This is a genomic window from Richelia intracellularis HH01 (assembly GCF_000350105.1).
GTDB classification, from domain to species: domain Bacteria; phylum Cyanobacteriota; class Cyanobacteriia; order Cyanobacteriales; family Nostocaceae; genus Richelia; species Richelia intracellularis.
Genome location: NZ_CAIY01000044.1, coordinates 282,277 through 303,308, shown reverse-complemented (window position 1 = coordinate 303,308; position 21,032 = coordinate 282,277). Strand labels below are relative to the sequence as shown.

11 protein-coding genes, 1 tRNA gene and 1 pseudogene are annotated in these 21,032 nt (G+C 32.7%); 9 read left to right on the top strand and 4 right to left on the bottom strand.

Annotated elements, in window-relative coordinates; genetic code table 11:
- The first annotated feature begins 9 nt into the window (after positions 1-9).
- Complete coding sequence (gene fraD, locus RINTHH_RS05860) at positions 10-1,074, top strand: septal junction protein FraD (protein WP_008234125.1); 1,065 nt, start codon at positions 10-12, stop codon at positions 1,072-1,074.
- Positions 1,075-1,283: 209 nt separating this feature from the next.
- Here fraD and RINTHH_RS05855 read toward each other — a convergent pair whose 3' ends face one another.
- Positions 1,284-2,507 carry a 4-hydroxy-3-methylbut-2-enyl diphosphate reductase gene (locus RINTHH_RS05855; protein WP_008234123.1) on the bottom strand — a complete coding sequence of 408 codons (1,224 nt, stop codon included), beginning with the start codon at positions 2,505-2,507 and terminating at the stop codon, positions 1,284-1,286.
- A gap of 933 nt (positions 2,508-3,440) precedes the next feature.
- A complete protein-coding gene (gene purE, locus RINTHH_RS05850) occupies positions 3,441-3,956 on the bottom strand; it encodes a 5-(carboxyamino)imidazole ribonucleotide mutase (RefSeq protein ID WP_044304727.1) in 516 nt (171 codons plus the stop codon).
- An 852-nt stretch (positions 3,957-4,808) separates the two neighbouring features.
- Here purE and RINTHH_RS10140 point away from each other — a divergent pair.
- The 6 genes from RINTHH_RS10140 to RINTHH_RS05820 all read left to right on the top strand — a co-directional run bounded on the left by RINTHH_RS10140 (position 4,809) and on the right by RINTHH_RS05820 (position 12,826).
- Positions 4,809-5,003, top strand: a complete 195-nt coding sequence (locus RINTHH_RS10140; RefSeq protein WP_008234119.1) for a hypothetical protein — start codon at positions 4,809-4,811, stop codon at positions 5,001-5,003.
- A gap of 331 nt (positions 5,004-5,334) precedes the next feature.
- Positions 5,335-6,021 (top strand): magnesium protoporphyrin IX methyltransferase, encoded by a 687-nt coding sequence (gene bchM / locus RINTHH_RS05840; protein ID WP_008234118.1) that lies wholly within the window; start codon positions 5,335-5,337, stop codon positions 6,019-6,021.
- A gap of 547 nt (positions 6,022-6,568) precedes the next feature.
- Positions 6,569-6,952 (top strand): DUF423 domain-containing protein, encoded by a 384-nt coding sequence (locus RINTHH_RS05835; RefSeq protein WP_008234117.1) that lies wholly within the window; start codon positions 6,569-6,571, stop codon positions 6,950-6,952.
- 122 nt (positions 6,953-7,074) lie between these two features.
- Positions 7,075-8,625 carry a CPBP family intramembrane glutamic endopeptidase gene (locus RINTHH_RS05830; protein WP_044304725.1) on the top strand — a complete coding sequence of 517 codons (1,551 nt, stop codon included), beginning with the start codon at positions 7,075-7,077 and terminating at the stop codon, positions 8,623-8,625.
- Positions 8,626-9,651: 1,026 nt separating this feature from the next.
- Positions 9,652-9,927, top strand: coding sequence for a TM2 domain-containing protein (locus tag RINTHH_RS05825; protein WP_008234065.1), 276 nt, complete (start codon positions 9,652-9,654; stop codon positions 9,925-9,927).
- A 493-nt stretch (positions 9,928-10,420) separates the two neighbouring features.
- Positions 10,421-12,826, top strand: coding sequence for a heavy metal translocating P-type ATPase (locus RINTHH_RS05820; RefSeq protein WP_008234064.1), 2,406 nt, complete (start codon positions 10,421-10,423; stop codon positions 12,824-12,826).
- A 609-nt stretch (positions 12,827-13,435) separates the two neighbouring features.
- On the opposite strand, the pseudogene RINTHH_RS05815 reads toward RINTHH_RS05820, so the two are convergent.
- Both RINTHH_RS05815 and RINTHH_RS05810 read right to left on the bottom strand, forming a co-directional pair.
- Positions 13,436-14,331: pseudogene (locus RINTHH_RS05815) on the bottom strand (ABC transporter permease).
- A gap of 161 nt (positions 14,332-14,492) precedes the next feature.
- Positions 14,493-15,512, bottom strand: a complete 1,020-nt coding sequence (locus tag RINTHH_RS05810; protein WP_008234061.1) for a daunorubicin resistance protein DrrA family ABC transporter ATP-binding protein — start codon at positions 15,510-15,512, stop codon at positions 14,493-14,495.
- A 1,978-nt stretch (positions 15,513-17,490) separates the two neighbouring features.
- On the opposite strand from RINTHH_RS05810, the gene RINTHH_RS05805 reads away from it, so the two are divergent.
- Positions 17,491-17,561, top strand: a tRNA-Gly gene (locus tag RINTHH_RS05805).
- Between the two features lie 1,728 nt (positions 17,562-19,289).
- Entirely contained in the window at positions 19,290-20,066 is a 777-nt protein-coding gene (locus RINTHH_RS05800; protein ID WP_231291162.1) for a pantothenate kinase, read from the top strand.
- Positions 20,067-21,032 lie beyond the last annotated feature (966 nt).

Below are 21,032 nucleotides of genomic sequence, written 5' to 3'. Positions count from 1 at the left end.
GTATGGACAATGGAAATAATTACAGATTTTCTTAAGACTACCTTCAAATTTATCAGTGACGTATTAGGCAGTGCCCAAAAATTGCTACTACCACAAGATATTTACTCATGGCAAACACTAATTTATTTGAGTATATTTTCCTTACTTATGTCATATTGGGCACAGGGAATCATTGTTAAAAACATTATTGCCCTTTGCGGTTGGTTATTTTTAATATTAGGTACTTCTTGGTATACTACTGATAAGCCAGTATTGATACCTGGAACTGTTATGCCTGTAGGAGCATTAGTCACAGGAGGATTAGTAAGTGTATTTGCTTTTGGTGATGAGCAAAATATATTTAACCCAGTATCATTTGTACTATGGCCTACCATATCAGCAATGATTACAGCAATACCAGAATTTTTTCAGGGTACGGGGACTAATGTTAGTACCCAAATACCCAAACCAGAAGCACGTCAAAAAATTATTGTTTTAATAGCTGGCTCAATATTAGTCAGTTGCTGGCTACAAGTTTATTTTTTAGTTGATAGTTGGGTTAAGGATTACCCTAGTTTATTGAATGATGATATTGATAATAGTTTTTTAGTAAAAGAACTATACCCTATTGAAAATTCAGGCCCTAATAAGGCTCCTAACAATGGGACTATTATTTTAAATAAAGTAGCACTAACTATTATCGATAGAATAGATAAAAGACCCTGGTATCAAGTAGAAATACTGTTGAAAAATACGGGGAGTCGAAATTCTGAGATAAGTAAATTAGGTAATGAATTAATTGTTAAAGAATTAGGAGACTACAAGGAGAAAGACCTATGGAGGATAGAAGCACGTGTGGATAACATAAACCCCAATAATCCTGATACTTATAAACTTGATTTACTCAGCATTTGGAGTGGTCCTACTTCTAAAACATACAAAAATCCACGAATGGCAGTTTATAAACAATATGAGTACTATCTCAAACGTTCTTGTCGAGTAGAGCCAATAGCATCAAATCGCGTTAAGATTGCGGGTATTGAGTGTGAGAGAGTGAATAATTTCTTTGATGAACCACCACCATCTCAAAGATAAGATACATTTAACAATCCAGCAATACTATTTCACATTAAAAATGCATATTTGTTGATATAAATAAGTAAATTTTAATTGTATTTAGCCTTATTCTAAGTTTTGATAAACTCATTGCTTATCACTGAGGTGTAATAATACAAATATATGGTTTTAAATCAAGGTGTGCCATACTTTTTAGATAAAGGAAATAATCTGTATCTGAAAAAAATTCAACTGGATAAACTCTGAAATACCAGACCGGGAGCTTTGAATTCTAATAAAACCTTAATAATATCTTCCACGACTTTATCAGGAGTGGAAGCACCTGAGGTAATACCTATAATAACGTCATCTGAAGGTAGCCAATTTTCTTTGATATTTAAATTACCATCCAGTTGCCTATGCTCTATGTGAGTTTTTGATTTAATTCTTTCCATACAATCAATATGGTAGGAAGGGATGTTATATTCCTCAGCAATTTCCTGCAAATGGGAGGTATTGGAAGAATTAAATCCACCAATAACCAAAATTAAATCTAATTTTTGGTTTACTAGACCAAAGATAGCATCTTGTCGCTCTTGGGTCGCATCGCAAATAGTATTGAAACTTTGAAAATGCTCATTTAAATTGACTGGGCTATACTTTTGCATCATAGTATGCTCAAATAATTTACCAATCTGCTCTGTTTCGCTTTTGAGCATGGTGGTTTGGTTAGCAATACCTATTCTTGTTAAATCTACATCAGGATCAAAACCATCAGAACAAGATAGGCTAAATTTAGCTAGAAATTCCTCTTTGTTGCCCCCATATAAAATATAGTTGTTAACGTATGCTGCCTCGTCTAAATTGAGTACTATCAAATATTTACCCGCAAAAGAACTAGTAGCAATCGTTTCTTCATGCTGGTATTTACCATGAATAATTGAGGTATACTTCCATTTCTTGTGTTTTTCGACTGTATTCCAGACTTTTGAAACCCATGGACATGTGGTATCAACGATAGTACAACCTTTATCATTAAGCAGTTGCATTTCTTGAACACTAGCGCCAAAAGCTGGAAGGATAATTACATCTCCAGATTTCACTATAGAAAAGTCTTTATTTCGACCTCTGACTTTAATAAATCCTATCTCCATTTCCCGTAAACGTTCATTAACAGAAGGATTGTGGATAATTTCGTTGGTAATCCAAATATTTTCTGTGGGAAAATGCTTTCGTGTTTCATAAGCCATGGCAACAGCTCGCTCCACTCCCCAACAAAAACCAAAGGATTGTGCTAGACGAATAGTAATCTCACCACAGGTAAGGGTATAATTATTTTCCCGAATTTGCTGTATTAAAATGCTTTGATATTCTGATTCTAATTGAGTTGCAATTTCTGCTTGATGCCCAAATCCCTTACGATGATAATTATTTGAGTGATTGAGGGATCTTTTAAAAGCTTTGGTATCCATGCAATTGTTTTATCAAAAGTTTTTTCTTTTTGTATTCTCTCGTGTACTGGACATGATTGGGAATATAAGTAAGGAAGAGGTAGTAGAAGTAGAGGTAGTATATACAAGATAACAGAAAAAAAATGGTATATAGAAATCAAAGCTGGTATATTTTCTGCGTATGAAACTCTTCTCAGACTGTCTATAAGCCTTTAGCCTTTATGGTTGCAAATATCAATCATGATAATAATATTTTCTATTTGAGTCTTGTAAAATCGTTCCAATATTTCTAGTAAATCATTATTTTACTTCCCTGAAATCTACTGGCTAAATCATCTACCTAGACAAAACTAGTTTAATAATTTAGTCAATATTTATCTATAGAGGGTCAATAAATTGACACTTATACTTTCGTTTTTCTAATCGTATGGTATGTATTCTTTCTAAGAATATTTATCAACCATAAGTCACTTATTAGAGAGTATTTTATATTTCCAAAGTCGCCAATGCAATTAGTCAACTCTTTGACCACCAGTGATTAACTCCTGATATATTAGATGATAAGGTTATCTAGCCCACTACATTTAGGTACTTTATATTAATTAATTCTATCTGAATCTAGAAAAAATGTAATTGACTATGATGTTTGTATTATAAAGTACCCAACTGCATCCTATTGACTTTTCTATAATTGAGTTTAATACTTCAGATATCCAATACAATTTCAGTCGGTTAAAAATATTTTTTGGATTTTTACTAGAAAGATAATAACGTTAATAAACATATATAGTCTTTCTTGCTAATACTGGTAGTATTTGACTAAAGTCAGAGAATTAGGAAATTAGTGTATCACTAATGCATTATTGTATCAAATACAAAATAATGTTATTTCAACATATTAACATTAGCTACATGTTTGTCCAGTTAATTATCATTTAACATGTCTTTTTTGATTCACATTTGCTTTAAATATTCTCTGTAGCCAAGTTTTTCTAATTTTGCTTGTTTTTCCATTGTGGATATACGAAGGTTTTGTCGGTAACTTTGTACTTTCTCTTGTAATTCATATTGATAGGTAGCAAGTATCTGTATTGCTAAGAGTCCAGCATTTCTTGCATTGCCAATGGCTACAGTTGCGACAGGAATGCCTGTAGGCATTTGTACAATTGAGTACAATGAGTCTAAACCTTGTAAATGTTTACTGGGGACAGGTACACCAATTACTGGCAATGGGGTTAATGATGCTACCATTCCTGGTAAATGAGCTGCACCGCCAGCACCAGCTATAATTACTTTTATTCCTCTTGTATGAGCGACCTGTGCATAATTTAACATTTCCTCAGGAGTTCTATGGGCACTGATAATAGTGACTTCATAATTTATGCTAAATTCATCGCAAATTGTGACTGCTTCTCCCATTGTTGATAGGTCAGAATCGCTACCCATAACAATGCTAATTAGGGGGGACATTATAAAGTGAATTTTTTAGGGTTTATAAAAGTAATCATCTCAACTAATTGAATTTATTGCTACCCACCCAGCATATATAAAATTCAGGGGTATTTGTTAAAGGAAAATTTACAAAGGGATGAATTATAAATCTACAAAGATTATGAATGCTAGATTAATCAATAGTAAAGATAGATCCAATCAACTGGGAAAGTGGTAGATAAGGTCAATCTGAATTGCAAGTATTGGACATTAATGGTAAAATTCTTTCCTTACTTAGGTAGTATATATTTACACAATTAATGGGTTTTTGAGTTTAGTATTCCTAGATCTGTGCAAGGAAAATGCACAATTTTCAACAGAAATTTGCAAGTTTATATGGAGTTTAGGAGTTGATGGGTTTTTACCAACTAAAATAACTACTAATTTGTAGAATATATATAATTCCTTAGCTACAATTACCAATTACCTACATCAAAATCAAGGAGCAATAATTTTTAGAGTTCATTTGGAGGGACCATACTTGAATTTCAAAAAACAGGAGTACATTCTGCAAAATCAATATTTATTAACTCTAATGATAAAAAAATACCAAAATCATCTTCGATGATCACATTATATTATCAAAATAGTCACTCTAGCGCTATAATATTAGGTACCACGGATGAAATTATTTACTATTTGCTTTCTTTAGATATCACAGTTAGTTTAGGATGTTTACAAGCAAGTTGAGCCGACCTAAGCTTTTCATATGAGAGCAACAACTATTGTCAATCATACCTTCAACAACATAGCACAAATGTATCATAGGGAAATATAGATTATTGGTTGCAGCTATTACCAAAAATACAATTATGTGTAGTTTAATTGCGGATGAAGAAGATGTTTGCCAAGCAGTGTGTAGATGTATTTTTACGAGCCAGTAATTATGAAAAAAGGGTGTTTTTAGTCAGTGATACATTAGCATCCTTTAGATTATCCGATGGTATTTATCCTAGTGGCAGTTCAGAAATCCAAGTCAAAAATGGTACAGGCTCTTGGACAGAATTTTGTCAAAAGCAACTTTAATATTATTGATGTGAGTAAAGAATTTAGTTAAATGGGGGGTCAGTAATATTGAGAAAGCAGTATTACTAGTAACAGATGCACTATATCAAGCCACTGATTTGCCAGAAATAAATATTAACTAACCATCCAGCTTTTTGCGTTGGCACTTTGGTAAATATACTAGGGAATTCAGTTGGGAGAGATTATCATTGAAGTAAAAGAAAGGATGCAGAGATGAAAGAGGAAATAAAATACTTCCTTATTGCCCTAACCTTTAACCCTTAAAATTTCCTCTAAAATTTGGGTAAATATGGTAATTTTAAATTCTTGAGGCCTCTAGCTTTAACTATATATGGACGTAACTGACGACAAAATTATTGTTAAAAATTATTTCAACTCCACTGGTTTTGATCGCTGGAAACGGATTTATGGGGATGGGAATATTAATAAGGTTCAATTAGATATTCGTAATGGACATCAGCAAACAATTGATGAAGTGTTGGACTGGCTTAAAGAAGATGGTAACTTGACTCAAATATCAGTTTGTGACGCTGGTTGTGGAGTAGGTAGTTTAAGCATCCCCTTGGCTACAGCAGGAGCAAAAGTCCATGCCAGTGATATTTCTGAGAAGATGGTAGAGGAGGGCAAAGCTAGAGCCTTATATACCTTGGGAAATAATGATAATCCTACATTTGCGGTTCAAGAATTAGAAGCGATATCTGGTAGCTATCATACAGTTATTTGTTTGGATGTTCTTATACACTATTCCCAGGAAAAAATGGAGAAGATGATTTCTCACCTTTGCTCTGTAGCACAGACACGTATTATCCTCAGCTTTGCACCTAAAACCTTTTTTTTGACTATCTTGAAGAAAATTGGCAGTCTCTTCCCGGGGCCAAGTAAAACCACACGTGCTTATATGCACAAGGAAATAGATATGATTGATGTCTTGAAAAAAAATGGCTTCACCCTACAAAGGAATTCAATGATACGCACTCGTTTTTACTTTTCCCGTTTGCTAGAGGCTACAAAAGACTAATGTTACAATTGTAGTTAAGGTAGGGCAGTCTACTTACAAAATTATGAAGATAAAATTTATACCCTGGCTATCCGCTTATTAATAGTGACTGTTTAATGTAAGGGCATGTTAAATGCCTTTGCCATTGTGTGATAACCAGAAAAATCATTTGGAAAATGCTAGTTTGTAAGAAAGGGAAAGTTGTTATTTTTCTGTAGAAATAGACTAAGTAATCGAACCATGATTAACATGAGTCGATGCTCATGATTGGAAACTCCCAGGTGAAGATCCTCTACAGATTTATGGATATAATAAATGCTAAACAGGGCTTAGTTTTTTGGACTACCTACCTTACTAACCAGAAAATAGTAAGCTACTTGCAATCATGATGAAAAATAATCTAAGTTAATACTCTTTCATTACATGAAACCCTAGAATCCCAGTAGCTATCTAAATAAAGTTAGAAAGCATTTAAATCTCAAAGCTAAAGAATTGAATGAAAATTTCAGGTTTATTGAACAAGAAATTGTATTGTATTACTTTGACATGTAAGACCTGATTTCTCATCATGATAAAAATTTTCTTGGGTTTAGGAGCAATTTTGGGTGGCTTGTCTATAGCTTTTGGTGCTTTTGGAACACATGTTTTACGACCCATAATTAGTGAGATTTCACTAGAAACTTTTACCATAGGTGTGCGCTACCAAGCCTATCATGCTTTGGTTTTATTGATTATAGCTCTACTGATTCATTCTACTGAATCCCCATCTGCCATTCTTATAACGAGTGGTTGGTTATTCCTTATTGGCATAATAATTTTCTCGGGTAGCTTATATATCCTTAGTATCACTAGTATAAGTAATTTTGGAAGGGTTGCACCCCTAGGGGCATTGGCATTAATGCTTGGTTGGGCAAGTCTGGCTTTTTTTGCGTGTACTTGGTATAAGAGTTAGCAGCAAGGGTAGTCCTTGTGGTTACCCCTATCTAGCAGTATAAATAATCAACAAAAGTTTCAAGAAGTTTTCTCCTTTAGAGAAACTAGAACTAATCACTAGTAATAAAATAAGTAATTGAAATGATATTCAAACGGTTGCTGCTAATTTTGATAACACTGGGGGCAGTTTTTTTTTATAGTCAAACTTTATTTGATAGTTGGGAAAAGCCCCAGATCCATGGAAACTTAGAATTGTATCAAACCAATATCATACTGCAAGCACAGGAATGGAATCCTGAAAATAATGCTTTTAAAAATCTAAAAACATTAAAAGTAGCTTTTGTGAGCAAGCAACCTTTAGAAACTGCTATCAAACAGTATGAAAAAGTAAGAAAATCAGCTGCTGGTAATTTAGAAAAAATTCAACTGCAATTGACAAAACAAACTGACATATCAGTCAGTAATTTGGAGCTGGGGAAAAATCGACAGAAGCAGCTACAAGTATCTTTACAACAACAAAGAAAGGTAATAGACCGAATAGATTTACATTTAGGTATAATGCAGGCAGCACAAGCAAATATAGATAGAGCCATACAAATATGGGCTGACTTAAAAGAATCTTCAGAAATTGACCCAGATATTGGGGAGACAGCCCTGGCTTTATCAGGACTTTGGAGTGATTCCCCAAAAATCTTACCTGGTTCTCAAAAACTGATTGAAAACAATTTAACAGGTTGGTTCCGCTTTGCCAGTCTTTCTAAACTATACAAACTACAGCAAACAGAAGAAAACTTATCTGACTTACTATTTTCCAATCAAAAAAATGCAGAGGAAGCTGTATTTAAATTAGGGATAGTAAGTATTCCACCTTTAATTACAGGAATTCTTGGTGTCGCTTTGCTAATTGTGATCATAATTCAACGAGTAATCCGGGGGAGAAATTCACTATGGGCACAAAATGAAGACTTATATTGGTTAACCCCTTGGGATGGTGAAATAACACTACAGGTATTTATTTTTGGCTTTTTCCTAACTGGGCAAGTTTTCATTGGACAATTTATTATGCCCTTGATATTGAGCATACTTCCTTTAACCCATCCAATAAATATCCAAACTCAAGCATTATTAGTTATATCAAGCTATTTTTTGGTAGCATTTGGTGTGCTGACTGTTTTATACTTCTCCATTAAAAATTTTTTACCCCTACATGAAGGTTGGTTCCATTTGCATTTTCAAGGGAAATGGTTCTTATGGGGTTCCTGTGGTTATTGCGTGGCTGGACCTATAGTTGTATTTGTCTCGGCACTCAACCAAAAATTATTTCAGGGACAAGGTGGTAGTAATCCATTATTACAGTTAGCATTAGATAGTCAGGACACTGTAGCTCTCTTTATCTTTTTTATCACAGCGGGAGTTGCTGCTCCATTATTTGAAGAATATCTATTTCGTGGTTTTTTATTGCCTTCTCTTACTCGCTACTTTTCTATGTGGGGGGCTATTACAGTTAGTAGTTTGCTATTTGCTATAGTTCATCTGAATCTATCAGAAATCATTCCACTTACTGCTCTAGGCATGGTTTTAGGATTTGTATACACACGATCACGTAATCTTATGGCGCCAATTGTACTGCATAGTATTTGGAATAGCAGTACCCTTGTCAGTCTATTTGTTCTAGGTAGTAGTGGCAAGTAAAACAGGAGACTAAGAAACCATATTCAAGTGCAAATACCCCTACTCTAGTAGTTTAGCCTGGGGGCGGGGTTAATTCCTGGAATTCAGTTCCCCAGTTAATATTGATATTGGATTAGATTAGTAATTTTGAATTAATGAATATAGAAAAATTAAAGAGCAAAAATTTAGTAAAAAAATTAGAAATTAAACTAATTTTTGACTTTATTATATCAGCTCCTCTTTAAGCACCTGAAATTAGGGTTTTATTTCATCATTACTCCCTGGATAAATCCTGTGGATCGAAGAGAATCTAGTATCAATGAATTTTCCTAAGGAAAAATTTGAATACAAAAAATAATATAAATGTTTTCCTGATAAAATTTTTATTTTGTTATATTTGATTTCAATATTTAACAAGTTAATGATTATTTAAAATGAATAGTTTATAACTATTCCCATGTTGATCAATTCTTTGTGCCGCGTATAAAAACACCTATGAAAAAATAAAATATTTTTATTTTTTACACATGAATACCAGGGAGAATAATGTTATTAAGAAAGTATTGCAGGTTATTTTTTGACTTAAATATCTATGGTACAAGTCTTTTAACAAAAAAAACTTTGATACCTTATGTCCATACAATACATTTTCATTATTCAATTCTTACTAAATATATGGTAAGTAATACTATAATCAAATGAATTAGCAACTCAATCGTCCGTAATTTATTTATTTAATTTGCAAAAAAAATAATGACCTAACAGTTTTTATAATCCATATAAAGACTGCGATTATGATTTGCAAAAATATTATTTTACTTAATAGATAATTACTCCATTCATAATTCCTAAGCAATAAATTTTAAATTATTTACATTTTTATTGTTGGTTATGGTTCTCATTTACATGTTTGTAGTGTAAATACATAACAGAAATTACCCCAGAGATATGCTAGTAATAGTTTATTTTTCTATTGTATTGAATTTTTATTCTCATCGTATTTTTCATTGATAAATAAGTTTAGCTTATATATAGGAGATATTTATTATGACAAAATTGAACTTCAACTACGCAACAAAACAGCTTTTATCTGGATATACAGCAATAATTCTTGGTGGTTTTGGCATTCATAAATTTATTTTAGGATATACAGCAGAAGGTATATTAACACTCATCATTTCTATCATGGGTGGTTACTTCTCTTATGGATTTACTTTCCTCATTATGCAGATGATTGGCTTGGTTGAAGGTATGATTTATCTAAGTAAGAGCTATGAAGAATTTATAGATAATTATTTTATGCATAAACAAGGTTGGTTCTAAACAATATTTTTTATTTAGTTACAATCTTGATTATTTAGTAAACTCTAGTTACTCGTAAGTGCAATGATTAAAGCAGACAATAACCAAATATTTAAATATGTGAATTACCTAAATATTATTTACTTCATAAGGTATCAGGAAATATTGTATTTTATATTAAATATCACTATATTTCATTCCTTCTCCTAAATATTATTTATAAGTACTAATTGGTTTATTTTATATCTAATTTACTTATCAATACCTCCTAAAATTAGGGAATTACAATAATCTCTATACAGTTTACAAACCTGATTAATCTGGCTTATATAAGGAAAAAAGGTTAAAAATGGCACTTTGAAAAACAAATTATATAAATATTTCATAGGTTAACATCCTTCATTAAAATTAATAGTTGTGTATGACTGACTTATTTTTGAATTTAGCCTAACCTCAAATATAGAGACGCTTTTTATTCAGCGTTGCAATTTTATTATCAATTCCAACATTTTCTATGCAAATTGCCCGTAGAACAGATGAGTCAAAAGAACAAATGCCAACAATACCTACAGAAGCTACAGAAAAAATTGTCTTGGATATTGGGGGTATGAAATGTGCTAGTTGTGTAAAGTCGGTAGAAAAGCAATTGGCTCAATATCCAGGAGTCAAAAGTGTTTGTGTAAATCTAGCTACAGAGATTGCCGTGTTGGAGTCAGATGTAGGTGTGGTCGACCCTCAGGTTTTGGCTAATAAGCTCACATCAATTGGATTTCCTAGTAAACCCCGAACTAGTGACGGAACATGGATAGAAACTGGAGAAACTGGACAAAGCCAGTATGTTAAATCTGCATGGCATAACTTTTTAATCGCAGGAATACTATTACTAGCATCCGGTATTGGTCACTTTGCCACTTTCCCTCCGGGCTTTTTACATAATATTTGGTTCCATTTTGGTTTAGCAACTACTGCATTACTATTTCCAGGTCGTCATATTTTGGCAGATGGATGGTTGAGTTGGCGACGCAATGCTCCCAATATGAATAGCTTAGTGGGTTTGGGAATTCTCACAGCTTATACTGCCAGCTTGGTAGCATTATTTTTCCCGCAGATGGGTTGGGAATGCTTCTTTGATGAACCAGTAATGATTTTGGGTTTTATCCTTTTGGGTAAAACCTTAGAACAACAAGCTAGAGGAAAAGCTTCATATGCATTTAAGCATTTGTTGGCACTACAACCTCAGAACGCCAGGTTAATTGGTGATCCCCAGGCATCAAAGTCTGGCATTGTGGCAGTTGAAATTCCTGCATCTCAGGTAAAGGTGGGGGAATACTTACAAGTTTTACCAGGAGAGAAAATACCTGTTGATGGTGAAGTAGTATCCGGTCAAACTATTGTTGATGCATCAATGTTAACTGGAGAATCTATACCTACTGAAAGGTTAATGGGAGATAGTGTTACTGGAGGAACAATAAATCAATCAGGAACAATCATAATTAGAGCTACCCATACAGGAAAAGATACAAACTTGGCACATATTATTAGTTTGGTAGAAGCTGCCCAAATGCGCAAAGCTCCTGCACAAAAATTAGCAGACATGGTGGCTGGCTACTTTTCCTATGGTGTAATTGCAGCATCTATTCTTACCTTCATCTTTTGGTACTTCTTTGGTACTCATGTATGGCAGGATATTACCCATAATGCAACAATGAAAATGGTTGATACTTTTAGTCACCACCAATACCCCTTAGGAATATCAAGTCCAAAAATTGTTTCTCAATATTCTGGGTTAATACTGAGCTTAAAACTAGCGATTGCAGTAATGGTTGTTGCTTGTCCTTGTGCCTTAGGACTTGCAACACCCACAGCAATTTTAGTTGGTACGGCAATGGGTGCAGAAATGGGTTTACTAATAAAAGGTGGTGATGTGTTAGAGAAAGTTCACCATCTGAGTGCAGTAGTTTTTGATAAAACTGGTACATTAACTACTGGTAAACCTACAGTTACTGATTGTTTACCTATTACATCAGCAGAAACTCTGGGCCCTACAGCTCTACTCAAACTAGCAGCTGCAGTAGAAGTAGGTACATCTCACCCTTTAGCTACAGCAATACAAACAGCAGCCAAGGAAAAAGAATTAACCCTGCCTTGTGCTACGGAATTTAAAACCATACCAGGTTTGGGAATCTCAGCTATTGTTGACGGTTCCCTGGTGTTACTAGGCAAGTGGGAGTGGTTGCAAGAACGAGGAATAACTATTCCAAAAGTAGCGGAGGAACAAGCTGTATTACTAGCAAAATCAGGGAAAACCGTTGTGGGAGTTGCGATGGATGATTCTTTTATAGGTATTATTGCTGTTAGAGATATCTTGAGAAAAGATGCTCAACATACCGTAGCAAAATTGCAGAATATGGGATTAAGGGTGGTATTGCTATCAGGTGATCGCCAGGAAGCAGCTAATGTGATCGGTAAAAAAATAGGCCTGGATGTTGAAGATATAATAGCTGGTGTTCCTGCTATTGAAAAAGCTATCACCATTAAAAAACTCCAACAGTCTTACACTGTAGCTATGATTGGAGACGGAATTAACGATGCTCCTGCCTTATCACAGGCAGATATAGGTATTACCTTAAAATCAGGAACAGATATTGCAATGGAAACAGCAGAAATCATTCTCATGAGTGATCGTTTGACTGATGTAGTGTCATCAATTCAGTTGAGTCGAGCTACATTTAACAAAATACGGCAAAATATATTTTGGGCATTTGCCTATAATATTTTAAGTATTCCCCTGGCTGCAGGTATTTTACTACCAATTACTGGTTTTTCCCTAAGTCCAACTGGTGCTGCAGGATTAATGGCTTTCAGTTCAGTCAGTGTTGTAACTAACTCATTATTTTTGAGAAGGTTTAACAAGACTTAGAATTTGCTGATTTTATAGCCAAGGTATTATCAAGTAGTATTATGAGCATCTTGTTATCCAATCTAATTTTAGATTAAGGATGTTTATGGTACTCCAAGAAATAAATTATTAAAATAAAAAAGTAATGAGAATCATAATTCCTAGAAATAGTAACTACTTCATTAATTTCAATTCAAGTTGAAAACTAACATATTAAACTTCAGGTGAAGAGAATATTTAGAAATCTACCAGATATTTTCATATGGCAAGAAAGTCTCTAAAAAAATACCTAAACTTTGAAATAATCTCTAAAGTATAGTTCTAACCTTCAAATCCCAGAGAAATTTATTGGAGTTTCATATTTTATTGCATACATTTAGACTCATTGATGTCTAATGTATGCAATAAACTGAAAACCATAAAATATAAGGAATTAGGTATTAATTTTATGACTAATTGGTTGTTCTGAACTTGAATTTCAAACTTCCACACACATTTTTTGATTTGAACTTATCTCATATCATGTAAGTAATAAGGGGTGCAGTATTGCCCCCCTATAATCAATTTTCGTTAAGATATTCTACTAATTATCAGTTTGTTTGGTAGAGTCATAATCCTATCCTATATTGATCAGGCTAAAGTACGCCGTAGTTGTGGTTGAATTACTATCAATGATACCAAAGCAAAACCAGCTAGTACCAGTAGTGCTCCACCAAAAGTTACATCACCCCAAAAAGCATGCATGACGATATTGTTAAATTGCCAATTGCTATGAATATAAAGATAGCGAATAGTTTCAATGGCATAACTAAGGGGATTAAGAGTAGCTATAATTTGCAACCACTGGGGCATAAAAGATAATGGGGCTAAGGCTGTGCTGGCAAACAAAAGTGGCAAATTAGTCACAAAAATTACTGCAATCAACTCGATGTGTCCAGGGAGAGTAAAAGCCAAGCCCAAACTGAGTGAAGTAACACCTAAAGCCAAAAGAAAATAATTAAAGCTATTACGCCTAAACCTGATACATTCGGTAGGCCAGCACCTAAAAGTGCTGCAGCACTTACAATAACAGCAGCTTGGAGTAAACTTTGACTAATTATAAAAATGGCAGAAGACAAAACAATAGAAAATCTTGATGCCAAAGGAGCTACAAGCAAACGATTTAAAAAGCCAAATTCTCTATCAAACATCACTGGCAACCCAGCATTTAATGCCCCTGCAAATGCAGTGAAAACAATTATACCTGCCCCGAGAAAATGATTATAACTTATCATAGACCCAAAAATCCCCTTGGGTGCGTTTTGAAATAAAGCACCAAATAGGACTAACCACATTATTGGTTGAATAATTCCCGCTAGTAAGGTAGAGGGACGACGTCGTAATTGAATGAACAAGCGATACGTTAATGCTAGGGTTTCTTGGATTAACTCGGCGATGAAATTGGGTGCTGTATCAGCATAACCTTGGGGCGATGCTATTTCTTGCCAGTTAATATCTGATTTTGGAGGTGCAGTCGTTCTAATCATGTCAATTTTTAATTTGAGGTATTACATCATAAAACTAATACGTCTTAGTCTCTCCCTATTCTATAACCCTCACGGGGGATGTACTTTGCCCTAATAGCATGCAATCCCCTTTTTATTTTTCTACCTCCTTGATTCTCTACTAATTTTCCTTCTAATTTGCCTCATCTCATATTTTGTTTCTTCTCTGCTTTAGCATCACGTGCCGCAACTCCAGCTAACTCTGCATCTAATAGAGTTCTTCCCGTAGCTGCAAGGTAAACATCATCTAAACTAGGACGGGATTGGGCTATGCCAAACATAGGCAACCCAGCATCACTTAAAGTCTCTGTAATACTGTTCATGATACCACTTTCAGGAGTTACTACCAAATTTAAAGAATTGCCTTGGGCATTATTAATGATAATTTCCTGGATAAATGGCAAAGTTTGCAACAGTTGTTGAGCCTTTTGTGCTTCTTCTAGAGGAGAAAATTCCCGAATGCGTAAAGTAATACGATCACCACCTACTCTATCTTTTAATTCTGATGGCCTGCCTGTAGCAATTACCATACCATGATCAATTATTGCTACACGATCAGCTAGTGCATCGACCTCTTCTAAATAATGGCTGGTAATCAGTACAGTAGTTCCAGCCTCCTTTAGTTTTCTGAGAAATTCCCAAATAATAAATCGACTCTCAATATCTAATCCTACCGTGGGTTCATCTAACACTAATATATCTGGAGAATGGAGGAGACCTGCAGCTAAATCTAAACGCTTGCGGATACCACCAGAATAAGTTCCTGTTGTTTTATCAGCATATTCTTGTAAATCCAGGAGACATAAAACTGCAGCAATACGAGAAGTGATAGCAGCTTTGGGTAAATGGTATAGTGCCGCTTGCAGTTGCAGAAGCTCTTTTCCTGTAAGCATCTTATCTAACGCTACTTCCTGAGCCACATAGCCAAGCCGTCTTCTAGCAATTCTGGGCCTCGTGATAGCAGAAATTCCGCAAACCTCTATCCTACCTGCATCTGGTGTAATCAGAGTACACAATGCTCGGATAGTGGTAGTTTTACCTGCACCGTTGGGACCAAGTAAACCAAATATCTCCCCCGGCTCTACTTTAAAGGAAATATCCTTAATAGCTGTAGTTGAACCGTAGCATTTTCTTAAATTTTCAATGAAGATGGCAGGAGCCATGATTAGTTAGCCTTAACTATATAAATATTAATAAAGTCTATCTCTATTTTATAAGTTAAGAGCTAAGTGTGATAAGGAAGTCCATAAAATACCAAAATTTTTTGCATAAACTAAACAACCAAAATTTTAGACTAATTCAAATCTTACTAGAAACTTATCTAGGGAGTAATTATCATATTAATTCTATATAATTGGAAGAATTTATAAGTAAAAACTTTCTCAATTTAGCATTCTATAACTACCGCATAACTTCTATATAAATTTTAATAGTATATTTAATTAGTATTTTACTTAAACTCTATAACGAACATAAAAAATAACAATTATTGCTTAAATATAACAAATATTCTATGATGATAAAAACATATAAATCTTAAAATATAGTTATTTTTGAATAAATTTATTTAAACTATGTTTTTTAGCTAACATAGCTGTATTAGCTTCAAGCAATATTTCTAGCTCTAGTAAAATAAATATTAATAAAATTCTGCTTACTATTTCCAAGTTAACAACTATAGCCTTTTAAGGCTAATAAAATAAATAAATTAGATATAATTATAGTTGGTAGTACATATATTTGTATTATTTTTTGTATTTACTTAGAATATAATTAAATACTCTTCCATAATAATTATACAATCAATAAAATGCAATTTTAACTTTCAGATATATAGACAATTACAAAAATCATAGGAAGGTTTTATATTTAGGAACTAGAGCCAAAGTATTAACATGGAATTAGATATTCTATCTTAAGAGAAATAGCTAATATTTTATGAAAGGGACTTAACTATAGAAGAAAACATATAATTATTCCTAATAAACTTTCTGGCTTAGATTTGAAATTAAGTTATGAATTGAGTGGAACTTGATGTAGGAACTATTTAAATAATTTCAATGGGTTTATGGGAAAATAAATCAGACTTTAAATTAATAGTTTATTAGCCTCTCTGTTTGTTAATTTTCTTTTCTTAATCTGTCACAAAATGCAACGTCTCATAATCTACTTATAATTGACATCACAATTAGCATTTAATCTCCTCATTATATCATGGTGGTTTGTCTTAGTAATAACACGATTTTCTACTCTATGAGAAATATTCTTATAAAATATATATAAGTGAGTTAAATTCCTGATTATTATCATTTTTTTGTTAAGTTAACTTAATATTTTTCTGGGATAAAGATGCTATTTACCTACCATTCTAAGAATTAGATTAGCTAGCTATAGAATCACTTTAATTAGAATATTATATGGTTTACTCTTATATATTCATAGTTATGTGACTTTTTCGGTTACCTTTATCAAGGCTTGTCTTGCTTCAAAATAATACCTCACTACTTTCATATAATTTTACTAATTGCTTATAAATATATCTTCATTTTGTACTATTCTAATCTAAATTAATCTAATTTATCCAAAGTAATTATAAAGTATCTTATAATCTATGCATATATGAATTTGACTAGTTAAGTTTAATCAATATAGGTTTTATACCTTGGTCAAAAAGCAATTTAGAGTAGAAAATAACATTATAGTTATGTAATTATGTAATATTATGAATAGGGAATTAAACCCCATTTAGGGTAATCATGTTCATATCAATATGAACCTCTTCGTATTCAGGGTTTTCTCCTCTTAGTGCTTAGCACTTTCCCACTCATCCCTTAAACTTGTATTCTCTCTTGATGAATCAACAGCTCTACTAAAAATTGCAAAATGCACCTCAATAATTATGAGCTATCTGGAGGTATACAACTTCTAAATCTTATAAACAGCTATTTTCGTAGTCAAGAGTTATTATGACAGGTCCATAATTGTATAGTTTTTATATGACAATAACAGTAGAAAGTTGAAATAAGCCAGCAATTTAATTCTCAATAATTGTAATCAAAGTGATCATCATAACTATATTGGCAAGTATTAGTGCTTTTCAAGTACTATAAATCTGTGTTATACTTTCTGAAGTGTAAATTTGCGGGTGTAGTTTAGTGGTAAAACCCTAGCCTTCCAAGCTAATGATAGGGGTTCGATTCCCCTCACCCGCTTCCCCAGTTCTCTTTATAATTGTCTCTGATTTACTATTGGGAAGTGAAATCTTCCAAATTTATTAGATTTGTATATTATCTGGTTATAAATTTACATAATATTTTTATCTGATCTCATGTCATAAAAATCAGTACTATACTTTTTTGCCAAATTAGTTAATGTTTCTATGTGTTCTTACCATTTTTATTTATAACTTTAATTTGGAATTAATTTTAGTATTTCAAGGAGATTTATCTAATATGATTAAGGCTTGAAGTATATAAATAAATATTTACAGAATATTTGGTACTTAATCAGGTGAGGCTATTTGTGTAAGTCTTGAGTCAATTCAAAATTGCTACTGGTTAAATTTTTGGTAATAATAAATTATTCTAAGTTTCTATTTTAACTAGTAACTTATTAATTCAATTACTTGCCAATTTTTACTTAAGCTTCCTCAAGCAAAGCCATAATTTAGTGAAAGTGCCAATATAGTTCAATATCGAGCTGTAACTACTGAGGGTAATTTGTCGTAAGATTCAGATTTAATTGGGCATTTTCCTCTATTATTGGAGTAATTTAAAGTGACATCGTAGAGAGTAGATATTTAGTTAGATCTTTTGCTAGTATGGAGTCTTATATTATTACTTATTTGTGTTTTATTCAAATCCAGGTTTATGTGGTTATAGGTGCAAGTATCGTGATATTTAAATAATGAAATATAAGGCAATTTATCTGCGAATATCATTCTCAGATAAGCTTCTGATTATACTAGGAAATTATCCTATTTAAAATACTTTTGATGGTAGCTAAAACTCTTATCTAGGGACTAATTATAGCTTGATTTTAGCATAGAATATTTATATAGTTTGCAGTAATAATTATACAAGAATATATCGTTATCAAATTATCTTTGACTAATCACCAAACTCTAAAAATAGAGGTGAGATTTAATTTAATTAAGTTTTATATATCAACAGAACTTAAACCTATTCAATCCTGAGATAATGGAGTAAATTAATCATAAAAAGGCAAGTACAACTTTAGCTATATAATCATTTAATTTTGAGTCATTAGATGATTTATAGTTAATTTGATAGCAATTCGATATAGCTATTACTGGATTTAAATTGCTGCAATTGCTTATGAAGATTCAAATAATTTATAACACTGAATTTTAGAGCAATTAAATATTGATGTAATTCCTATGTATTAAAATTACATCAATATTGTTAATTCCATTAATTTGAATAATTTATGTGTGACTCCATAAAATAATAACTTGCAATATAATTACTTCTACATTAATATCTTTGTATCATAACTAAGGTAAAAAGTTATAGTAAATTCAACACAATTTATGAAATTATGATTAGATAAAAGTAAAACTTATTAAATATCTACTGCCTACAAACTATGGAAGCTATGGAAGTTTTACTTGATAAAATCATGAAATAAACCTCAAAAGAATAGGTTTTAATATATAAATTTAAACTATGAGTGGTTGGCAAACAGCTCTGTTATATTTTGTTTATTTTTACCTATATAATGTTATCTAATATGGTAGGTTTAGCAGCGTGGTGATTGCAACTGTTAAAGAATAGAGACTTATTTCATTATATTAGTGATGTACATGTGTCAAGGGAACTCCAATATTTATGGTTGATGTTTGTGGCATAACTGATACAATAGCCTCATAATTTTCACTTTTTTGCACTTTCATAATTCAATTGGCCTTAAAAACTAACTTGGCATTAATAATAGGTAATTCCTGCTTACACTGGGGATTACTTAGTTGTGAGGGCGTGGAATTTATTTGGGATACAGATTATATTTCACCTGGGGATGTTCATCAATTACTCAACTCACCAACCCTAGAGGGTTTGTTATCCCATATCTTGCCTTCTAGTTTTCCCAAGAGTTTTTGCTTGCCTACATCCTTATTTCTTGCTTCTGTAGTTCCAAGTCAAACCTTATATTGGCAAAATAACCCTAATGTTAAAATTCTGAACTTAGAGCAAGTACCTTTGCATGGACTATATATTACTTTGGGTATTGATCGTGCATTGGCCCTATGGGGTGCAGGCAATAAGTGGAGATTCCCAATATTAGTAATAGATGGAGGTACAGCCCTCACATACACTGGTGCTGATGCTAACCATACTTTAGTTGGGGGAGCCATTCTACCTGGGTTGGGTTTGCAATTAGCTAGCTTGGGAAAGAAAACAGGGCAATTACCCTATGTTATCCCCCCTGAATCACTACCTCAGAGATACGAGTTGAGTACACAAACAGCAATCCAAAGTGGAGTCATTTATACCTTAATTTCGGGAGTAAAAGACTTTGTTGAATCATGGTGGGAGGATTTTCCCGAAAGTTCAGTAGTAATAACTGGAGGCGACTGCAGGCTTTTATACAATTACCTCCAAATTCAGTATCCCGTAATTGCCAAACGGTTACATATAGACAGAAATTTAATATTTGTGGGTATGAAAAAAATTATCTTTAACAACTGTAACTCATAAATAAATACGCCCAGCACAAAAAAATGAAGGCTGTTGGGAGTTATTATTTCTCATGGTTGATAGTTGTACATGTTGCTTATGAAGAGTTTACGATAACACATGCTATTTTATATAAAAAAATTATACTATTATCTTATTGACTTTCTAATAATCTCAAGGTAAATATAATCGCTCTATAATGAACTACTTCATAGGAAGGTATAGCTAATCTCTTATCATAGCTATAAGGGACATAATTGAATGAAATATATGGACAGTTGCAAGGCAAAACTTGCTTTTGCTATGATTCACAATCAAAACTAAGCTTCTATTAGGGGATTGTTTCAGGTAGTCTTAATAGGGACTGTAGCCATTTTGCATATATCAGATGTTTTCTTACGTAAATGGATCCTTTACTCATATTTATATTCTAGTATTCTTGAATTGCCGTTCCCCTTGTTACTATCAATCATAAGCAAGTAAATCCTAAGTAATTGAATGAAACTAGCTGTCAGTACCCCAATTACCAGTAGTTTTTTTATTATACATGAAACTATTCAAACTTTAAAATGCACAATCATTTTTTTAATGTTATAATTGGTGCTCCAAATAAAAATAACACATACAAAAAAATACTGATTCTCCCAATCCTGGTAGTCCTGATAATTTTTGTTGAAACTAACCTTCTATATAGATTTATAAATAGGAAACAATGACTAGTATCCTAACTAAGTTCCATTATGAATAATTGATTATCTCTTCCTTTCCTCAATTCTAGCTATCTCTATACTAAAATAATGGTTGTTGACAAATATATCTCCACCAGAATTTATGTATGTAGCAAACTAATCATATGAGTCTTTTTATTAAAAAAACAGCAATCTCTATCGTACGAATACCTGGTTGTAGACTTAATACCCAATCTAAAGTCTGAAAATTGATAATATCTCCTGAATATTGTTTAAGCTAATTTGGTTGTATCCTCTA

Bases quoted from the DNA above. Each gene is read 5' to 3' on its own strand.
- RINTHH_RS05825 (WP_008234065.1), top strand. From the start codon at position 9,652: ATGACAAAATTGAACTTCAACTACGCAACAAAACAGCTTTTATCTGGA.
- RINTHH_RS10140 (WP_008234119.1), top strand. From the start codon at position 4,809: ATGAAGAAGATGTTTGCCAAGCAGTGTGTAGATGTATTTTTACGAGCC.
- purE (WP_044304727.1), bottom strand. From the start codon at position 3,956: ATGTCCCCCCTAATTAGCATTGTTATGGGTAGCGATTCTGACCTATCA.
- RINTHH_RS05855 (WP_008234123.1), bottom strand. From the start codon at position 2,507: ATGGATACCAAAGCTTTTAAAAGATCCCTCAATCACTCAAATAATTAT.
- RINTHH_RS05835 (WP_008234117.1), top strand. From the start codon at position 6,569: ATGATAAAAATTTTCTTGGGTTTAGGAGCAATTTTGGGTGGCTTGTCT.
- RINTHH_RS05810 (WP_008234061.1), bottom strand. From the start codon at position 15,512: ATGGCTCCTGCCATCTTCATTGAAAATTTAAGAAAATGCTACGGTTCA.
- bchM (WP_008234118.1), top strand. From the start codon at position 5,335: ATGGACGTAACTGACGACAAAATTATTGTTAAAAATTATTTCAACTCC.
- fraD (WP_008234125.1), top strand. From the start codon at position 10: ATGGAAATAATTACAGATTTTCTTAAGACTACCTTCAAATTTATCAGT.
- RINTHH_RS05820 (WP_008234064.1), top strand. From the start codon at position 10,421: ATGCAAATTGCCCGTAGAACAGATGAGTCAAAAGAACAAATGCCAACA.
- RINTHH_RS05830 (WP_044304725.1), top strand. From the start codon at position 7,075: ATGATATTCAAACGGTTGCTGCTAATTTTGATAACACTGGGGGCAGTT.